This is a genomic window from Natranaerobius thermophilus JW/NM-WN-LF, assembly GCF_000020005.1.
Taxonomy (GTDB): domain Bacteria; phylum Bacillota; class Natranaerobiia; order Natranaerobiales; family Natranaerobiaceae; genus Natranaerobius; species Natranaerobius thermophilus.
On the sequence record NC_010718.1, the window covers coordinates 926,013 to 945,595 of the forward strand.

A 19,583-nucleotide genomic window follows, 5' to 3' on the forward strand; every position below is an offset into this window, starting at 1 on the left:
ATAATTTGCAATGTTCATCTTTCTTTGATATAAGTTATATTAAGTGTTGAGAAATTAAAAAGTGAGAGTGAGGTATCAAATTTTTATGCTACCCAAATCACATATACATTTAGGTAGGCGTTTAAGTAATTTGATTGAGGAAAATTATGAAAACTACTTTATATTAGGAAATGTGACTCCGGATTTTGCAATAGAACATAAGATAAAAAAGCATGAATACTTACATTTAAAAAAATGGTTTTTAAATTATTTTGAAAAAACCTTGGATATGAACATTGGTAATAAGAGACTAGCTTATTATAGGCTTGGAGTAATAACACATTACTTGGCAGACTTTTTCTGCCGACCTCATAATGACAATACTATTAAGAAAAAGTACTTAAAACATTTTAGTTATGAAAAAAAGTTACATGATGAGTTGTTAAAATATCAATTAGACTGTAATGTATCTGGAAATATATCTTTATTGGATATTGATAAAACTTTAGATGAAAACTATAACAAATATATAGAAACAGAATACAACATTTCGAATGATCTATACTTTATAAGTGTGATAACAACTAACATAGTGAGCACTGCTAATGAGTACATCCTAGAAAACACCAGTTCAAGCATATATTGTCCGGAAAAAGATCTTCTTTAACCCATCCTAACCTGTCCTCCCCAGGATGGGTTTTTATATGTTATATTTAAATTACAAAACAAATATAATAGGCTTAAAAGAAAGAAGGGAAAATGATGCAAGTCTACGGTGCGGATTTCAGTGGTGCTAGAAACCCCAGTCAAGGGATCTATTTTGCTCAGGGATCTTTAACAGAAGATTCATTAGTAATTGAGCGAGTTGTACAGTGTGATGATCGTCTAGATTTATTTGCTGCAATTAATAGTTCTAAAAGTCCTTGGGGCTTGGATTTTCCATTTTCTCTACCGGCAAGTGTTTTTCAACAATTGGGAATTAAGGAGTGGAAACAACTTTTACGAGAAGTTGTCAATTGTAGTAGAACCGGTTTTGAACATAAGTTGAAAATGTCACAGATACCTAACTGTGAAGGGAGATGTCAAAGAGTATCGGATTGTTGCAGATACGTTGATGCTATAATATCTTCTTTTAGCCCTCTAAAAAGAACTAATCCCAATATGAGGGCCATGATATACGGTGGCTTTAAATTGCTGTCTTATCTCAGGGATTTTGGCAATGTGGTTTATCCCTTTGACGAAGTAGATCATGGAGCTGCTCGTCTTTATGAAGTGTATCCTTCACATACATGGGCAAAAATAGGCTTGACTCGGAGAAAAAATTTACAGGAATTTGCGGATGAATTTAATAAAAATTTCAATTTAAAATTAAAACTCTCTGAAGAATTATTTCATGTAGAGAGTCTAGATGCATCTGATGCGGTAGTAGCTTGCACGACTATAGGATATGTTATTTTCAAATACGGTCTTGCAGATTGGAATGTTCAGTACCCCTGGATAACTCAAAAGGAGTGGGATTATCGTTCACAGGAGGGGTTGATTGTTAAATTGTAAAATATATCAAGGAGGGATCTTTTATGACTAAGATTTTGGTAGCCTACTTTAGTCAAACAGGTAATACTCAAAAAATGGCTAAAGCGGTAAGTGAAGGGGCTGAGCAAGCTGGTGCTGAAGTTGATGTTCTGAATGTACAACAAATCGAAGATCTAAATTCACTTACAAATTACGATGGCATCATTATGGGATCGCCTACATACTATGGGATAATGGCAAATCAAGTTAAGGAGTTCCTAGACAAAAGTATCAAAGTACATGGCAAACTTGAAGGAAAAGTAGGTGGAGCTTTTGCATCCTGTGGCATCGATGGTGGTGGTTCCGAGAGTACGGTATTAAGTATTATTCAAGCTTTATTGGTACATGGTATGATAGTTCCCGGGTTCAGCAAAATTGGTCACTACGGCCCAGTGACTACCGGAGAACCGGATGACCGTGCAATTTCCGAGTGCAAACAGCTGGGAGAAAGAGTAGCTAACTTAGCTGACAAAGTGAGCTAAATCTGATTTAAATTTCGTTTATAGCTCTCGTTCAAAAGTTCAAAGTAATTATGGGCTGTCACAAGACAGCCCATTTTTTTATAAGATACTGTGTATTTGAGTTGTTGATAATGTGGAATTTCAATTAATCTGTAAATTTTTAAAGTTTTTAGTTTGTTGTTTAATTGCTTGTTCTGTTGGTAGTCTTTCGATACTTGAAGCTCCAAAAAATCCGATTACACCTTGGGTATTTTCTAATATGTAGTGAGCGTCTTCCGGTTCCGAGATTGGTCCTCCATGGCAGATAACTTTGATCTTTGAATTGATTTTTTTGCCTGTATCTGCAATTTTTTGAATACGATGAGCTGCTTCTTCCAAATTCATACTAGTTTTTGCCCCAATTGTTCCTTTAGTGGTTAAGCCCATATGAGCAACTAAAATATCTGCTCCCGCTGTTGCCATTTGTTCGGCTTCCTTTTCATTAAAAACGTATGGGGTGGTTAATAAGTCAAGTGAATTTGCCTTTTCAATCATTTCCACCTCTTTATCGTAACTCATATCGGTTTCTTCTAAATTATCACGAAAAGTACCGTCAATAAGACCTACTGTAGGAAAGTTTTGCACTCCTGAAAAACCCATAGTTTTTAGTTCTTGTAAAAACTTATCCATAATTCTAAAGGGATCTGTTCCACACACTCCTGCCAAAACTGGTGTATTTTTTACTACAGGTAATACTTCACTGGCCATTTCTTTGACAATGGCATTGGCATCACCATAAGGTAATAGTCCAGCTAAAGAACCACGTCCTGCCATGCGATACCGACCAGAATTGTAAATGATTATTAGATCAACATCTCCGCCTTCGGCACTTTTGGCCGATATACCGGTACCAGCACCGGCACCAATGATAGCTCTACCTTGTTTTTCTTGCTCATCGATATGTTTTAGGATGTCACTTCTTTTAAACATTTTACTTCCCCCTTATCAAAGATGTTAACTATCATTCATCATTTCAATTAATTTTTCGGCCATGGCCACAGCAAAATCGTCATCGTTTATATCAGTGTTCTTTTCAATTAATTCCACCTTATCTTGGTCTAAGTTTGATCTTATTGCATCAAATAAAGTTTGGTCTTCTTCAGGTCCGTGAAAAGGTTGGCCTTCCACATCTATCATGGAGACGCCTTTTAATGGTAGAAATAGAGCTGCAGGACCCGTACTAGCGTTCAACTTTTTAGCAACTATTTCTCCTAATTGTTTGTTTTCTTCCGAGGTAGTTCTCATTAAAGTGACTGTAGGATTATGTTTGTAGAGTTGCCTGTTTCTAAATTCGTCGGGCACGGTATCTATAGGTCCAAAATTAACCATATCCAATGCACCTGTAGATACTACCTGTGGGATACCTTTTTTACTGGCTGCTTCCAGGCGATTGGGACCGGCACTTAGTACACCACCTACCAGTTCATCACACCATTCAGTTGTAGTGATATCTAAGACACCTTGGATAAAGCCTGATTCTATTAGGCTTTCCATGGCTCTACCACCGGTGCCGGTGGCATGAAATACTAAAACTTCGTATCCTCTATCTTCTAAGTATTCTCTAGCCCTTGTCACACAAGAAGTGGTTACACCAAACATAGTCGCAGCAATTAGTGGTTTTTGTTCTTCAGTTTCAGGAATCTCACCAGTAACCATACCCGAAATACCATTAGCAGCATTTGCTAAAATTTGTCTAGATAGTTGGTTGACTCCCGAAATATCCACAACAGAGTACATCATAGATATATCTTTAACACCTACATAGGGCTCTGTATTGCCTGAAGCAAAAGTGGAGACCATCATCTTTGGAATTCCTACCGGGAGTGCACGCATGGCCGAGGTACCAATAGTGGTTCCAGCACTACCACCGAGACTGATTACTCCGTTCACCTTTCCTTGTTGATACAATTCTGTTACTGTCCTGGAAGCCCCATGTGACATTACTTCCATAGCTTGACCACGATCACTGTCTTCACGTAGCTTTTTGAGAGAAGTTCCTCCTTTTTTTGCTACTTCTTCTGCTGTGATGTCTGGTCGAAAATACGGTTCTCCCTGTACCCCTGTATCAATGACAAATGTTTCAAGACCGTTGTTTTCAATGAGCTTTTTAATAAAATAAAACTCTTCACCCTTTGTATCCAGTGTACCGATTAGAACCACCTGTTGAGCCATTTAACTTCACTCCTTTTTGAAATAATCTATATTTATTATAAGCTTGACCATATTATACTATACTTTGGATAATATTAGTTTTGATTTATTTATATTAATTTAAATAATGGGAAATCTACTATGAAGACTTGATAATTTGTTTGGAGGGAGGGTCCCAATGAGAATTTGGGATATACAACCACACTTTCTTTGTAGAAAACATCTTCTTGGAGAACATCGAGAGTTACATGCACTTTGGAATATTCTAACCCAAGGCAAAAAGGGCTATCAAAACCATCCAGAAACATGTAGGTGGAAAGAGAAACTACGAGCACTTTATAACCGACATGAACAATTAGTTCAAGAATTAAAAGCTAGGGGGTATCAACATAAATCTCCTCTTAATAGCGAATTGGCAACAGGCCAAGATTTCCAGGATGAGTATATAGATTCTATAGAAGTGCAAAAACAAATACTGAAAGATAAAGATTGTCCTTGTTTATTATTTGACTGATTAAATTCCGCAAACTCACGGAATACATTGGGGTGATTTTACAGAAATTTTACACAAGGCCGATAATATAAACAATTGTTGTGAAACTAATAACAATTTGTTATGATATCATTATCATTAAAGCAAATAAATATATAGGAGGGACAACAATGAGAAAATTTGAAACCGAAGTCCAAAAAATCAATCATGAAATTATGAGAGAATTGGCTAAATTAGTTTTCAAAAATAAATTATTAGATGAAATAAATGAATTACCTCAAAAAATAATCCAGGGTGATGAAGCTCGGTACCGTTGTTGTGTTTACAAAGAAAGAGCGATTATTACCGAGAGGGTACGCCTGGATATGGGTGTTAATCCAAACAATATTCACTCTAATACATTTTTAAAGGATGATTACGAACAAGCATGCCATCGACTGGACAAGCCAGTAGTACAAGCATTAGAAAAAGCATGCGACAAATGTCCTATAAATAGGTTTACAGTTACTGAAGCTTGCCGGGGTTGTGTTGCTCATTATTGTATGGAAAGTTGTCCTAAAGATGCTATTAGTTTCATTAATCGCCAGGCTTATATCAATCAAGAAAAATGTATAGAGTGTGGAAAATGTAAGAATATGTGTCCTTTTAATGCAATCTCTGATGTAATGCGCCCTTGTCGAAGCGCATGTACTGTAGATGCCGTTAAAGTTGATGGTGATAGAAGAATTAGCATAGATCAAGATAAATGTGTCAGTTGTGGTGCTTGTATTGAAGCATGTCCCTTTGGTGCTATTGCCTCTAAATCCAATTTTATTTCTTTTCTAGAGGATCTGACAGGAGGAGAGCAGATACATGCAATGATAGCACCATCTATAGCTGGTCAATTTGGAGCCAAAGTAAAAGTTTCCCAAATAAAAGCAGCTCTTAAAAATTTAGGTATGGATTCTGTACAAGAGGTTGCTAAAGGTGCAGATGTCGTAGCATATCATGAAGCTAAGGAATTAATATCTAGCATCCATGAGCATAATTTTATGTTAAGTTCATGTTGTCCTGCTTTTGTCAGTTTAGTAAAGAATTTTTATTCAGAGTTTACAGCTAATTTATCTCAAACAGTCTCTCCTATGATTGCCATGGGTAGATCGATTAAACAAAAATATCCAGGTTCGAAAGTAGTTTTCATTGGCCCCTGTATTGCAAAGAAAGACGAAGCCCTTGAAGAAGATGTGCAGGATGGAGTTGACTATGTGTTAACTTATGAAGAAATATGTGCTTTATTTGAAGGTGCAGGGGTTGACCCGTCACAATGTGAGGAATTTACAGAAGAAGAGGATCAAAACAAGCTTGTCAGTCCTTTTGGAAGATGTTTTGCTAAGAGTGGCGGAGTAGGAGAGGCAATTAAGAGAACTGTTAAAGAAATAGAACCTGATTATGATATTGATATCAATGTAGTTAAATGCAGTGGTCTAAATGAATGTAAACAAGTTTTAGAGAAACTTAAAAATGGCAAATTAGAGGCGGATTTTATCGAAGGAATGGGATGCGAAGAGGGATGTATCGGTGGTCCAGGCAATTTAGTAAAACCTAATAAATCTAAAGTAATGGTTGAAAAATACGGAAAAGAAGCAGAAATAGAAAGTGCAGTAGAGTCGGCTTCTTCCCAAATTGAAGAACCACAATTGTTTAGAGAGCATTAATTAAAAAAGTCATAAGAAAGTAAAGTTAAGGATATAACTTTAAATTGAAAAATCGATTGAGATTAAGGCTGTAATCTAAGTTATTTAAACACTTAGTATTACAGCCTTTTTTTTGCCTATACAATAACAGATAATTACTTTATATAGTAATTATAGGAATCTTCTATCTCCCCCTTTCAAACAATATAAAAAGTATTATAATAGAACTTGTATCTAGTTAACATAACTTGCTCAATCAAAAAATATACAAGAGCAAGTGAACAAATCAGAACATTGGAGGGGGATAAAAGTAATGAAAGGATTAAAGTTAACGATTTCACTGCTAGTTTTTGTACTACTTTTAGCAGCAAGTGGCCCTATTATGGGGAACGAAGTTAGTGCAGAAGAGTTGGAAGAAGCAGAAGTTGTAGTAGAAACTTTAAATGTCAGATCCGGTCCAGGTTTATCAAACTCACTCATTGACCAGGTCCATCAAGGAGAAACATATGATGTGTTGGACAAGCAAACTAATGAGTCTGAGAGTTACTATCAAGATTGGGTAAAAATTGATTTTTCAGGATATGAAGAAGCTTGGGTTAGCCAAGATTATGTAAACATCACTACCCCTGAAGCTATTGATCCTGAACCTGAGAATAACAGTTATAGACCACTTGAAGGTACTAGAATAGTTCTTGATCCCGGTCACGGTGGATGGGACCCTGGTGCTGTAGGGCCGACTGGATTAACTGAAAAGGAAGTAGCCCTTGATGTTTCCTTCAAAACTCAAGATAAGCTTGAAAGCTTAGGCGCTGAGGTTTATTTAACTAGGGAAAGCGATATAGATATTCCACTTGCAAACAGAGCCTACTTTGCCAATGATTTATGGGCAGACCTATTTATTAGTATTCATGCTAACGGTGCTATCAATCGAGGAGCACAGGGTACAGAAACTCACTACTCTTCATGGAGAAATCCCAATGACTACTTTTTAGCTGAAAGCCTGCAGGATAGCATGATAGATAACATCAACAGAGTCGATCGAGGCATCATTGACAGCAATTTTGCCGTGTTAACCCATGCAAGAATGCCGGCAGCTTTGGTTGAACTTGCTTTTATAAGCAATTATGAAGAGGAACGATTATTGGGATCAGATTACTTTCAAGAGAATGCGGCACAGGGGATTACGGAAGGTATCGTAGACTACTTTAATTATTAAAACAACATTATAAACAAAATTATAATAAGTAACCAATAAATAACACCAACAGGAAGGCTGTCCTTAATGTAATTTTGGACAGCCTTCCTGTTTAATTAAAAGAGTGCTACACCTGAAAAAACACTTCCACAGCTTATATCTCTTATTTTTAGTTCGGAACCTTTGGTTAATACTTCTTGTAGCTCTAAACCTCGATTTTCAAAGGTCTCAGCTATCATATTTTCTGCGATTTTAAGAGATTGTTCTTTAGGTCTGTATCCTGAAGTTTCTACTATCATTCCATGAGCCCTGGAAGAAGCTGGGATTCCTACTGCTACCGCCGATGAAATGATTTCTCCGGAATTACAGCTAGTGACTGACCCGTATGCAATAGGGAGGATTCCTCCCTCGGAAACAGTGATTTTATCCTTTTGTTTAACTCTAGCTGGGAGAATACTAGTTACTTTTAATAAATTGAAATTACCGACTTCTGCATTTAAGAGAGCTTTATCAAAAGCTGTTAATGAGGTATTGCCCTCACCTGTTCCGGTTACCAATTTGAAGTATTTTAAAGTTTTTAAATCTACTGCCATTCTGTGATTCCCTCCCTGTAATTTAATCACTATATTATATTCTGAAAAATGCTTTATTGACTCACTTGCTACTTATTCCGTTATCACAAATTGTCCTGTATTACTTCCTAAAATTAGTGAAATGAATATTGTAAATACACAAACTTTATGAAGTAATAGCGAGTTTATTTGGAGGGGTTCTCATGGAAGGTGTTATCCCGGTTAGAACCCATATAATAACTGATGAAGATGATATATCCGAAGTGATTTTCAGATATACCAAAAATATAGCAGATAAAAGAGATATAATAGCTGTTTGTGAGAGTGTGGTGGCAATTAGCCAGGGATTGTACTATAAACCTGAAGATATTAAACCACGTCCATTAGCAAAATTGTTGTCCAATTTCACAGAACGTCACGGTAGTTTGACCAATCCGGCCTCAATGGAAATTGTTTTTCGAAAATCCGGATTTTTAAAACCTACTTTAGGGGCAGTTATTGGTGGATTAGGGAAACTAATAGGTAGGCGTGGGTACTTTTTTAGAATTACAGGTATACAGGCAGCTTTAATAGATGATGTTGCTGGTACTATGCCACCATTTGACCGTTATATTATTGCTGGTCCCAAAGACCCCTACGCTACTGCAAAAAAAATTTCCGAACGCACAGGAGTGGGAACTGTTATAGTAGATGCAAATGATTTGGGGAAAGTAGATATTATAGGGGCTTCTAAGGAAGTGAAAGAAAAAAGTAATTTTAAACAGATTGAAAAAATCCTTGAAAATAATCCTTTTGGTAATGATGATGAGGGGACACCACTAGTAGTCATAAAAGGATTTTTTAAAAAGTAAAAACAGGACCTGAAAGAGGGTGTAAAATAAACGGTGTAAACCTTCCGAATTGATGTATAATAAAAAAAGGATGGGAGGTTTGCACCGTTATGAATTTAATTGACAAAAAGAAAGTCAGAGAAATGATGAAGGAAGGAAAGTTGAAAGATGTGAATGATATTCAAGACTTACTGAAGGAACAGTTTGGCGAGCTGATAGAAGAAATGCTGGAAGGCGAACTTGACCATGAATTAGGCTACTCGAAGTATGATTATCGAGAAAAAGAAACTACCAACAGTCGAAACGGGAAGAGAGAAAAACAACTCAAATCGAATTATGGTAATTTAGAAATAGAAGTACCAAGAGACCGAGAAGGTGAATTTGAACCACAAGTAGTTAAAAAGAACCAACGAGACGTTTCAAGCATCGATGATCAGGTTCTAAGCATGTATGCAAAAGGCATGACAGTAAGAGATATACAGACTCATTTACAAGAGCTTTATGGAGTGGATGCTTCTCCTACACTCATTTCCGGAATTACAGACAAAATAGTTCCTCTAATTAAGGAGTGGCAAAACCGACCGCTATCAAGAATCTATGCTCATGTAGTTATGGATGCTGTCCATTACAAAGTGAGGCAAGATGGTAGAATAGTCAACAAAGCAGCTTATATGGCTATAGGAATTGATTTAGATGGCATGAAGGATGTTTTGGGCATTTGGATTGGAGAAAATGAAAGTTCGAAATACTGGTTGAAGATAATTAACGAGTTAAAAAATCGAGGCGTAGAAGATATTTTAATTGTATCAATAGATGGTTTAAAAGGGTTTGAAGATGCAATACATGCTGTTTATCCGCAAACAGAAATTCAAAGCTGCATAATTCATCAGATTAGAAATAGCACAAGATATATATCGTACAAAGATCGAAAAGAATTCTGTAGTGATCTTAAGAATGTTTATAGAGCCCCAACTGAGGAAGTCGCTTTAATAGAGCTAGATAAACTCGAAGAAAAATGGGGAGATAAATATGAGATTTCCATTAGATCGTGGAGAAATAATTGGGACAAGCTCTCTGTTATGTTTAAATATCCAGAAGAAGTTAGAAAACTAATTTATACAAACAATTCTATGGAAAGCTACAACCGACAATTAAGAAAAGTTACCAAATCAAAAAGTATCTTCCCTACCGACGAATCCTTATTAAAAATGCTTTATCTTGCTACAATGGATATCACTAAAAAATGGACTATGAGAACAAAAAACTGGGCTCAGATTCTGGGACAATTGAGTATTTACTTTGAAGGAAGAATTTAAAACTTTTTAACTTTTTTGATTGATGATAGCTAGTACCAGGGGATTCTATACCCACTTATTACCACAAAATCTCAAAAATGAAAAATCGAGGGAGATGATCTTCCCACACAGGAAACTCCCTCGATTTCTTCACTGTATTTAAGTTGTTCCTATAGGTCATAATCGGATTGTTTACACCAATTACTTGACAGACTCACCTGAAAATAAGGTCCTGTTTTACTTTTTTAGTTTTGGGATTCAAATTTATTTATATATTTCTTTAAGTACTTCTCCAGCATCTCTACCATCAACAGTGTGAACACCATCTACCCATTCTAATACTAAATCAAGGTTTTCAGATACCCACTCCTTTGCTACAACATTAGGACTTCGGTTTTTACGACTGTATTCATATATCCATTCACTTTGTATTTCATTATTAATATCAAACTGCTCAAAAAACTTGTAAAGATTCGGATCATCATCTTTTAAACCTTTTCTAGCAATCGTTCCTACTTTTTCATCTTCTCCCCAAATTCCTTCCGGGTCGTCTAGATATCTCATATCTAAAACAACATTCATCCAATGGGGTTCCCAACCACTAAAGACAATCCATTCTTCATTGTTCATGTAATTTTGAACGTGTTGAATCATGGCTGCAGTACTACTCTCTACTATTTTCCAATCACCTAGATCATAGATATTGTTATCGAAAGCATCAATCATTATCTGATTACCATCATTTCCGGATTCTAAGCCGTAATAAGTATGATTGAATTCTTCGGAGTACTCTGATAAATCAGCTAGAGAAGTAACTCCTGCCTCGTACACATAATATGGCACAGCTGGTCCATAATTAGTGTCTTCAAGCTGGGTACTTACATGTACTACGCTTCCATCAGCTAATTTATTTTTTAAGGGAGTACCCCATGTTTGAAACCAAGTTCCAGTAAAGACATCCAAATCACCTTCAGACAAGCCTTCTAAAATAACAGGTAGTGCGTACTGATTAATATTAACTTGATATCCAAGGCTTTCTAAAATTTCACTAACAACATGGGTCTTTTGAGTAACACCTGGCCATTCAACAATAGGTAATTCCACTTCTGTCAATGTTTCCTGATTGTTTCTGTTTATGGCGTATACACTGGCTGAAATAACTACTACAACAATTAACCCTAACAGAAAAAATATTTTTGAACCTTTTGAAATTTTCATCAATTCTCCTCCTTTGATAACACACAACAAGTGATGTACTTATTATACAGTTTTTTACAATAATAATCAAGACTTTTATGGCGGGACTGATATCATTCTAAGTACTTCTTTACTGAATTTTGATCATTCAGAGGTGTAAAAATAACAAGTCTATCATCTTCCTTTAAAACTGAATTCTCATTTGGAATGAACATATCTTCTTCTCTAATAACAGCTCCAATTTTAATTTTTGAAGGCAATTTGAGATCCGAAACCTGTTTGTTTATTACTGATGAATCTTCAGATAATACAATCTCCGTTCCCACGGCTTCTCCATTTTGAAAAATAGACATTGTTTCAATATCCATATCACGTAAAAACTTCATAATTTGAGATGCAGTAGTTAAAGAGGGATTTACTGTACTTTCTATTCCGACTGCTTTATAAATCGGTTCATATTGAATATTTGTAATTTCTGAAATAGTATCTATCCCATTTTGATTTGCAATAGTTGAATTGATAATGTTTGTTTTATCATCTCCAGTGACTGTGATTACAATGTTGGCTTCAAGAATTTCTTCTTGATTAAAGTAATTGCTTTCTAATACGATACTTTCATGTAAATTTCTTTTTAAAACTTCGCATTGTTTATGTTCTCTTTCAATTACCTTAATCATAAAATCATGATGTTTAGAATGCTCTTCTAATTCTCTTACTAAATTATATCCCATCTTTTTGCCACCAATAATTATGATACGTTGGTTTTCTACTTCCTTATTAGTAATTTTGATATTTGCTTTTTTTATACTATCAGGTGAACCAACTAAATAAATTATATCACCAGGGGAAACCTTCTCATCGTCAAAGGCCAATTTAAAGCTACAATCTTTACTTTCAATGCCAATTATTTGAGAATCTTCCGGTAAATCGATATTTTTTAATGAATTGTTAATAACTTCAGATTGTTCCGTTACCCTAATACCTAGCAGCAAAGATTTCCCCTTACCAAAATAATGGATATCAGATGCATGAGGAAAATGAATATATTCAACAATTTCACTTATAACTGATTGTTGAGGACTAATTAAATAATCAATACCTAAATACTGTTCTGGTACTTTTTTATTGCTAGCTTTTTCTGTAATATTTTCTAGACTAGCAACTTGACTTATTGTAAATGGCTCGCCTAGCTGTTTAGCTAGCATACAAGATACTATGTTTACAGTATCATTTTCAGTTAGTGCAATAATCATCTTAGCCTTATCCACGTTAGCTTTTTTTAGATCTTCAATATTAGCGCCACTACCGTTTATTATAAGAGTGTCTAGCTCTTTTTTAAGCTGTTCAGCTGTTTGTTTATTTTCTTCAATTAAAGTGACTTTATGTTTTCTTTTAATTAACATTTTAGCTAGTTTTTTACCAACTTGACTTCCGCCAATTATTGTTACAAGCATTGTAAACACCTCAATTTTCACTTAGTTGTTATTCGGTAAAAGTAATCTGAAAGCTCTGTTGCTTTATAAAAAAATACTAATCCTATAAGTGCTGTTATGATAATGTAAACTCCTGAAAAGGTGAGTACTGCTGGACCTGCTAGACTAGCTATGATTACGCTGAATTCTCCTCTTTGAGTTAAGGAAAAACCCGCTCTAAGTGAACTCTTTGCCGATAATCCGTATATCCTACCTCCGTATAGTCCAATAATGAATTTTGCAACTAAACTCCAAATTATTAAGACTACTAAAGCAAGAGGGTGTATAAGACCTGCTTCAAAGGAAATAGAAGTTCCAAACCAGAAAAAGAAAAAAGGAAGTAAAATATTTTTTATAGGAGTAATATTTTTATCAATATCTTCTCCTGTTAATGTTTCAGAAATCATAACACCGGCCAAAAATGCCCCTAATAATTTAGATAGCTCTAAATAAACTGCTATACCTGAAACTAGAAATATGATAGACATAATTAGTAGCGGCATATAGTCGGTTTCTAAGTACCTGTAGAAAAATAATTCAAGTTTTTTAAAAACATATCGAGCAACAAATATAGAGACTATCGTCATTAATATGGCTTTACCCAAAATAATAATAACAGAGGCCAATTGAACCTGGCCTTCAACTGTTAAAGCTGTTAAGATGGAAACTATTACAGGTGCGGCTATATCTTCAAATATTAATAAAGCCAGCTTAAATTCAGCTTCAGGCGTATGTTCTCTATCGGTTTCCTCCAGAGCTTTCATAGTGATAGAAGAGCTCGTAGCATAACAAACACCTCCGATAATAAGCGCATCAATTACTCCAAAACCCAATACATAAGTTATCCCGAAACTGACTCCAAAATTTAAAATAATATCTAAAGTTCCTACTTTCCATATTCGTTTAGAAATATTGATCAAATGATTCAAAGGAAATTTAAGACCTAAGAGGAAAAACAATAAAACAATACCAATCTGGGCAATATCATGAATTACTGCGATTTCAGGGTGAGCTAAAAATCCCGAAAGTAATAACCCCAAAAAAATATATGATAATAAAGTAGGAATATGTAACTTGCTAAAGGAATGGCTGATAATGAATAATAAAAATAGTAGGAGACCACCAGCAAGTAATATAAATTGCATGTTTATCCATCTCCTTGAAGAAGTAGTTTACTTTTATAGTTTTTTAATTGATGGAATTCATTATACGATAATTCTGTATCAACAGCTGCACAAAATGTGTAAGAAAAAGGGATTTATATGTTGACTATATAATGGTCTTGGCATAGTGTGAAGTCCAACAAATATCAAACAATTTAACAGAACCTCAAGTGGGAGGGGGGATTATTATGGTTGAGAGAATTGATGTTAATAACAGAGCATCTCCTTCCACACTACACTTCAGAATTAATCGTCATAAAATTGAAGATCTTATTCGCTTATCCAAAGAATTTAGTGAGAGTAAACCAAAAAATATCTCACAACTTGTTGCTGGCGCTAACATTGGAATTAACTGCGAAAACAGAGCAGAAATTGCCGAGTTGATTACTAATATAAGAGAAACATTTAAAGGGTTGAAACAAAGCTCTAGAAAGTTGGTCAAGGAAATTAGAAACATTGATAACAACGTATCAAAATCTAATGGACAAAGTGATAATCAAGTAGATTCTATAATTGAGGGTGTAAACAACTTTATTAGCTATTTTAATAAAACCATAGTTCATACCCACAGTCACTATACTAGCCAAGACTTGAAGCAACTAGGAGATAACTTAACAAATTATTCTTATTCTGGCTATGAAAACGATGCCCTGCGAAAAATTGGTATAGAGATTGGGGTAGAGGGGAAGTTATCAATTAACGAACTAGTTATGGAAAATAAAATGCAAGAATTTATCACTAATTGGGATGAGGAAACGAAGGAGGGACTAGACAGTTTAGAAACTATGGTTAATAATGTAGAAAGAATTGTGGAAAAGGCTCTAGATTATCCCCCTATTAAATATACAGACAAACTAGAAGTTCAGGAACAAATAATGGATTTGGCTGATTATCAAATTTTTAATAACACTGGTCAAAGTGTCTATCCAATTCCTATTAATTCAGGAATCTTACTGGATTTTGTCTTGTAGATAAAACACTATAATCTGGAGAGGATGTGATTAAAATTAAAGGTTTATATTTTGACAGTAAATTAAAGTATTCGGAAAACATATCGAAACCTGTACCAGGTGCCGGAGAAGCCTTGATAGAAATAAAACTGGCTTCAGTATGTAATACTGATTTAGAAATTATCAAAGGGTATAAATCATTTCAGGGTATTTTAGGACATGAGTTTGTAGGAATTGTCAGAGAAGCAGAAACTGAAAACTTAAAAGGAAAAAGAGTCGTGGGGGATATAAATATAGGTTGTAATCAGTGTTCAATGTGTTATAAGGGACTTCCCAATCACTGTACAAATAGGAAAATTCTTGGGATGTCAGATAAAAACGGGGCCTTTGCAGACTATATTACTTTACCAGAGAAAAATCTCTATATCGTGCCTGATAATGTAACAGATTATGAAGCCGTTTTGGCTGAGCCTTTAGCTGCCGCCTTACAGATCCCCGAACTTTGTCATATAAAACCTACAGATAAAGTCGTTGTTTTGGGTGATGGTAAATTAGGATATTTAATCACACAGGTGTTGGCTAACACTGCTTGTGATTTAAAGGTAGTCGGAAAACATAGTAATAAACTCAAGCGATTTGAAAGATACAGTAAAGTAGCTCTAATTAATGATTTAGAAGAAGCAGCTTGCTATGATATGGTTGTTGATAGTACTGGCAATGAACAAGGTTTGAAACTAGCTCAGAAACTAGTAAAGCCCAGAGGGACCATAGTTCTAAAAAGTACTTATTCCAGCGTTGCTGCTTTTAACCCTAGCGATTGGGTTGTTAATGAAATTAATATTGTCGGCAGTAGATGTGGACCTTTAGATGGGGCATTGAGATTGCTAGCTAAAAAATATATCGATGTAGAGAATATATTAGATAACCCCTGTTCATTGAAGCACTATAAAGCTGTCCTTTTCTCAAAACAGGATTCAAAACCTGTCTTTGACTTAACAAAAGACTCTGTTTAAGTTTGGTTGTCGGTAATAGCACTTAACAAAAAATAAATCTAATAGAGATAATCTAGATTGCGCTTAATTTGATGTAACTGTCTTGAAAAATTGAGTTATCTCTTGTTTTTCTCGTTCAGACTTACCGGGTAGAATCGTTCTATTACCGTAAGTTTCGACTTCGATATCAGTTTCACTTATTAGTTTTTGGGTATAAATTCTTCGGAAGTCTTCAGCGAAAAATTCTGCTGGTCGCCAGTACCAGCTTTTTTGTTCTGAATCATTCCAGAATCTTATTTTTTTATAAATATTTTCGCAATTTCTTAATTCTAGGTACTCGGCTCTTTTTTCATCATTCATGAATCTATAGTCTATTATATGACCAATTTCGTGAAGTAACACTCCAACCTGTCTTTCCGGTTTATGACTCGTATCAAGATATATGTGGTATGCATTGCCTTTTCTTACTATACCACTATAGTTACCTAGTTCCCCGTCTTTTAGTAAAGTAATTGTAAAATCAGAACATTCCAATTTGGTATTTTCGATAATAAAGTTTTGGGTTTTTTCTATTTTATTGACATCAATTTTATTTTCGTTTGCTTTATCATAGTCATTATCTGGAGCTAGTCCAATTTCAGGAATGAGTTCGTCACTTCTAGCAACTCGGATATTATTGCTCCTAAACATATTTTCCTCGAAACAGAACATATTTTCTCTTAATAGCTCAGTCAATTCATAAACGCTAATAATTAGCTGTTCATCTTTAATAAAGTGGGGGACGGAAAGTTCGTTAAGATCAATCTGTTTTTCATTTTGGCCTTTTACTTGTAAAAACAATTTATTGTTATCTTTATCACATGAAATTTTAAGACAATCAACTCTGTTATTAATTTCTTGAACAGGTACGTAACTTGTTTTTTTAACTAATTTATCATTTTGAATGAAAAGATCAGGTCCTGTAGAATAGCAAATTTCAAGGATGCACGACCAGCACACTTGAAAACCGGTAAACTGGTTGTTTCCGACTTTAATTTCGCAATTCTCTTCGTAAAAAATTAAATTGAAATGAATCAATAAAGTGAAGAGGGATGTCAGGACAATTAATATTATTTTGCTATAAACCATCGTGAACACCTGCCAGTAAATGTGAAAAGTATCACTATGGCTAATTTTATCTCAATCCGTTTTTATTTGTCAATTTAGAAATTCGATTTTACCTAAGATATTAAATATATACAATTCATGCATTGCCCGTGTCATTGACACGTATAAAAGCTTGGCATCCAATTCATTTTTTTGATACTCTTCTTCTAGGTTAACAATTAAGGCTGTATCAAATTCCAATCCCTTAGTAGCATAAGATGGTATTATTACTGCTCCAGCCTGATAATCCTCTTCTGAACCCGTTAATACTGGTAGGTCAATTCTTTGTTGCTGGAGATTCTGTTTGATGGTCTCACATTCATTCATGGTTTTCCCAATGATAGCAATGGAGTTATAGTTACTAGATTGTAGCTTTGTAATTGTTTCTGCTAGATCTTGAATTAAGTCAGGAATTTGAGTATACACATTATTTTCGGGCTTTTTGCCGTGGCGTACCACTGGCCTTGCTAAAGGGACATTGTCATTTACACTTTGTTCTAAAATTTGATTAGCCAGGTTCATTATCTCTACAGTAGTACGATAGCTTTGCTGTAATGACAGAGAAGTGGCTTCTTTATCAAATATGTGGTTATTTACTGTTTCCCAATCTTTGATACTTCTATATGCATGAATTCCTTGGGAAAGGTCACCTAGTAATGTGAAGTTTTTAGTGTTAAGGACATATTTCAAAGTGTGAAGTTGAAACAAGCTGAAATCCTGTGCTTCGTCGATTATTACATTTGTGCTCTCAATTTCTGTTGAGAACCCTTCTAAATTTGCTTTTATATATAATAGTGGTGCTAAATCTTCTAATTCTAGTTGTTTATGTTTAAATAAAGTTTTAGCCGTTTTAGATAAATAATTAACTTTTTCTTCGTCTATATTTCCAGGACAAAATTTCTTTAGTAAAGATGGAGTTTTCATTAAATTCTTGTAATGTGTGAGATAGTTTTTCTTGGAAAATTGTTTAGTGTATTTTGAAACTATTTTTCCAGCTCCTTGTTTAACCCTTGCAATTTTTTGATCACGTTCTTCCATCAAGGCTACTGCATTTTTTCTACCTAGTTCTTGATTTTCAGATTTTCTGGCCTGATCAATCTTTTGTTCGTATTCACTTTGTATGGATTGAATAATTAATGATTTTTGTTGTTTTGCCCTTGTTGATAATTTCTTCTTGATATGATCAATTCGTTGAAATAAAGGCAAGTAAGAGTAGTCTTTCATAAAAGCTGTTGTGATTTCATCCTTGCTCATTATGCTATAACCTTCTAATTCAATTCCCTCTTTTGGTAGTAAATCTTGTTCGATTTGGCAGATGTAGTTGTCAATTAATTTCTTGAATGTCATTGAACCTTTGAAGGTAGCCCTCCATTTGATCAAATCTTTTTCGGAATTTGTTAAGCCATAGTTTTCAAGTAGTGTAGATAATTTATAATCTTGTAAAGTTAGTTGTTCCTTTATTTCTAGTAGTTCAAAACAAAAACTAGTAAATGTGGTTTGTTTTGCTTCTTCAACTCCTAAATCTGGAAGTACATTGGAGATATAATCTAAAAATAATTTGTTAGGGGCTATAATCATAAAATTCTCGGGATTAAAACTTTTTTCATAGGTGTATATTAAATAAGCTATCCTATGGAGAGCGATGGTTGTTTTACCACTACCCGCTGTCCCTTGAACAATTAAGGGTTTATTTAAATCTGCTCGGATAACTTGATTTTGTTCAGCCTGAATAGTTGATACTATATCTTTGAGTTTGTTATCGGCACTTCCCCTGAGAGAGGCTTGTAGAAGTTCATCAGTAGTAGTGATATCTACATCAAAAAAATCCTGAAGCTCTTCGTTTTCTATGGTATATTGACGTTTCAGGGATAATTCACCTGTAATTTCTCCCTCATAGGCTTTGTAAGATACTTCGCCTAATCTCCCCTCGTAATATAAACTTGCAATTGGTGATCGCCAATCTATGATTACAGGTTCGTTATCTTCTTTAAATAAAGATAATTTACCAATATAATAGCTTTTTGGCTCTTCATCACGATGGTCTCTAAAATCAATTCTACTAAAGTAAGGGCTGCTTTTAGCCCGTTTAACTTTATCTACAGTTTCTGTACTATGGTCTAAATATCTGGCATTAACGAGTATAGTTATATAGCTTTGACTGCTGTCGAGAAAATCCAAAATTTCATAAGCTTCCTTTATTTGACCTGCAGAATGTTGTTGTTTATTTGATATTTCATTTATGAAGTGATCCATATAACTTTTAGTCCGTTCTAAGTGATCTAGCTCTTCATTATAATCTGGATGGTTTAATTCCGACATATCTGACTCCTTTCCACTTTGTTTGAAGGGAACTACACTTACACATTAACCTAATATAACATAGTCGTATCGATAAAAAAAGAG

The 19,583-nt window shown here is 34.7% G+C and carries 18 protein-coding genes; 10 read left to right on the forward strand and 8 right to left on the reverse strand.

Going from position 1 to position 19,583, the window contains the following annotated elements:
• Positions 1–85: 85 nt before the first annotated feature.
• The 3 genes from NTHER_RS04505 (at position 86) to NTHER_RS04515 (ending at position 2,033) form a co-directional block, all read left to right on the forward strand.
• Positions 86–646, forward strand: a complete 561-nt coding sequence (locus NTHER_RS04505) for a zinc dependent phospholipase C family protein (protein ID WP_012447341.1) — start codon at positions 86–88, stop codon at positions 644–646.
• A 95-nt stretch (positions 647–741) separates the two neighbouring features.
• A complete protein-coding gene (locus NTHER_RS04510; RefSeq protein ID WP_012447342.1) occupies positions 742–1,533 on the forward strand; it encodes a hypothetical protein in 792 nt (263 codons plus the stop codon).
• Positions 1,534–1,556: 23 nt separating this feature from the next.
• Positions 1,557–2,033 carry a flavodoxin family protein gene (locus NTHER_RS04515; protein WP_012447343.1) on the forward strand — a complete coding sequence of 159 codons (477 nt, stop codon included), beginning with the start codon at positions 1,557–1,559 and terminating at the stop codon, positions 2,031–2,033.
• Positions 2,034–2,153: 120 nt separating this feature from the next.
• Here NTHER_RS04515 and NTHER_RS04520 read toward each other — a convergent pair whose 3' ends face one another.
• Complete coding sequence (locus NTHER_RS04520) at positions 2,154–2,981, reverse strand: phosphoenolpyruvate hydrolase family protein (RefSeq protein WP_012447344.1); 828 nt, start codon at positions 2,979–2,981, stop codon at positions 2,154–2,156.
• A gap of 24 nt (positions 2,982–3,005) precedes the next feature.
• Complete coding sequence (locus NTHER_RS04525) at positions 3,006–4,223, reverse strand: Tm-1-like ATP-binding domain-containing protein (RefSeq protein ID WP_012447345.1); 1,218 nt, start codon at positions 4,221–4,223, stop codon at positions 3,006–3,008.
• A gap of 157 nt (positions 4,224–4,380) precedes the next feature.
• Between NTHER_RS04525 and NTHER_RS04530 the strand changes: the two genes are divergently transcribed.
• From NTHER_RS04530 to NTHER_RS15110, 3 genes are all read left to right on the forward strand, one after another.
• Entirely contained in the window at positions 4,381–4,716 is a 336-nt protein-coding gene (locus NTHER_RS04530; RefSeq protein WP_012447346.1) for a pyrimidine dimer DNA glycosylase/endonuclease V, read from the forward strand.
• A 149-nt stretch (positions 4,717–4,865) separates the two neighbouring features.
• A complete protein-coding gene (locus tag NTHER_RS04535) occupies positions 4,866–6,389 on the forward strand; it encodes a 4Fe-4S dicluster domain-containing protein (RefSeq protein WP_012447347.1) in 1,524 nt (507 codons plus the stop codon).
• A gap of 292 nt (positions 6,390–6,681) precedes the next feature.
• Entirely contained in the window at positions 6,682–7,584 is a 903-nt protein-coding gene (locus NTHER_RS15110) for an N-acetylmuramoyl-L-alanine amidase family protein (protein WP_012447348.1), read from the forward strand.
• A 95-nt stretch (positions 7,585–7,679) separates the two neighbouring features.
• Here NTHER_RS15110 and NTHER_RS04545 read toward each other — a convergent pair whose 3' ends face one another.
• On the reverse strand, positions 7,680–8,156 hold the full coding sequence (locus NTHER_RS04545) for a pyruvoyl-dependent arginine decarboxylase (protein ID WP_012447349.1): 477 nt from the start codon (positions 8,154–8,156) through the stop codon (positions 7,680–7,682).
• Positions 8,157–8,338: 182 nt separating this feature from the next.
• Here NTHER_RS04545 and NTHER_RS04550 point away from each other — a divergent pair, with 182 nt between their 5' ends.
• Both NTHER_RS04550 and NTHER_RS04555 read left to right on the forward strand, forming a co-directional pair.
• Positions 8,339–8,986, forward strand: coding sequence for a coenzyme F420-0:L-glutamate ligase (locus tag NTHER_RS04550; RefSeq protein ID WP_012447350.1), 648 nt, complete (start codon positions 8,339–8,341; stop codon positions 8,984–8,986).
• 89 nt (positions 8,987–9,075) lie between these two features.
• The gene (locus tag NTHER_RS04555; protein WP_012447351.1) at positions 9,076–10,281 is read left to right on the forward strand and encodes an IS256 family transposase; all 1,206 of its coding nucleotides are present in this window, start codon (positions 9,076–9,078) and stop codon (positions 10,279–10,281) included.
• A gap of 243 nt (positions 10,282–10,524) precedes the next feature.
• Here the strand turns inward: NTHER_RS04555 and NTHER_RS04560 are convergent, their stop codons facing one another.
• The 3 genes from NTHER_RS04560 to NTHER_RS04570 form a co-directional block, all read right to left on the reverse strand.
• A complete protein-coding gene (locus tag NTHER_RS04560; RefSeq protein WP_012447352.1) occupies positions 10,525–11,478 on the reverse strand; it encodes an ABC transporter substrate-binding protein in 954 nt (317 codons plus the stop codon).
• A gap of 92 nt (positions 11,479–11,570) precedes the next feature.
• The gene (gene trkA / locus NTHER_RS04565; RefSeq protein WP_012447353.1) at positions 11,571–12,911 is read right to left on the reverse strand and encodes a Trk system potassium transporter TrkA; all 1,341 of its coding nucleotides are present in this window, start codon (positions 12,909–12,911) and stop codon (positions 11,571–11,573) included.
• Positions 12,912–12,928: 17 nt separating this feature from the next.
• Entirely contained in the window at positions 12,929–14,074 is a 1,146-nt protein-coding gene (locus NTHER_RS04570; RefSeq protein ID WP_012447354.1) for a cation:proton antiporter, read from the reverse strand.
• A gap of 206 nt (positions 14,075–14,280) precedes the next feature.
• On the opposite strand from NTHER_RS04570, the gene NTHER_RS04575 reads away from it, so the two are divergent.
• Both NTHER_RS04575 and NTHER_RS04580 read left to right on the forward strand, forming a co-directional pair.
• Complete coding sequence (locus NTHER_RS04575) at positions 14,281–15,063, forward strand: hypothetical protein (protein ID WP_012447355.1); 783 nt, start codon at positions 14,281–14,283, stop codon at positions 15,061–15,063.
• A 26-nt stretch (positions 15,064–15,089) separates the two neighbouring features.
• Positions 15,090–16,055: an MDR/zinc-dependent alcohol dehydrogenase-like family protein gene (locus NTHER_RS04580; RefSeq protein WP_012447356.1), complete on the forward strand. Its 966-nt coding sequence runs from the start codon at positions 15,090–15,092 to the stop codon at positions 16,053–16,055.
• Positions 16,056–16,118: 63 nt separating this feature from the next.
• On the opposite strand, the gene NTHER_RS04585 is transcribed toward NTHER_RS04580, so the two are convergent.
• A complete protein-coding gene (locus tag NTHER_RS04585) occupies positions 16,119–17,162 on the reverse strand; it encodes a hypothetical protein (protein WP_012447357.1) in 1,044 nt (347 codons plus the stop codon).
• 69 nt (positions 17,163–17,231) lie between these two features.
• The gene (gene helD, locus NTHER_RS04590) at positions 17,232–19,499 is read right to left on the reverse strand and encodes an RNA polymerase recycling motor HelD (RefSeq protein ID WP_012447358.1); all 2,268 of its coding nucleotides are present in this window, start codon (positions 19,497–19,499) and stop codon (positions 17,232–17,234) included.
• Positions 19,500–19,583 lie beyond the last annotated feature (84 nt).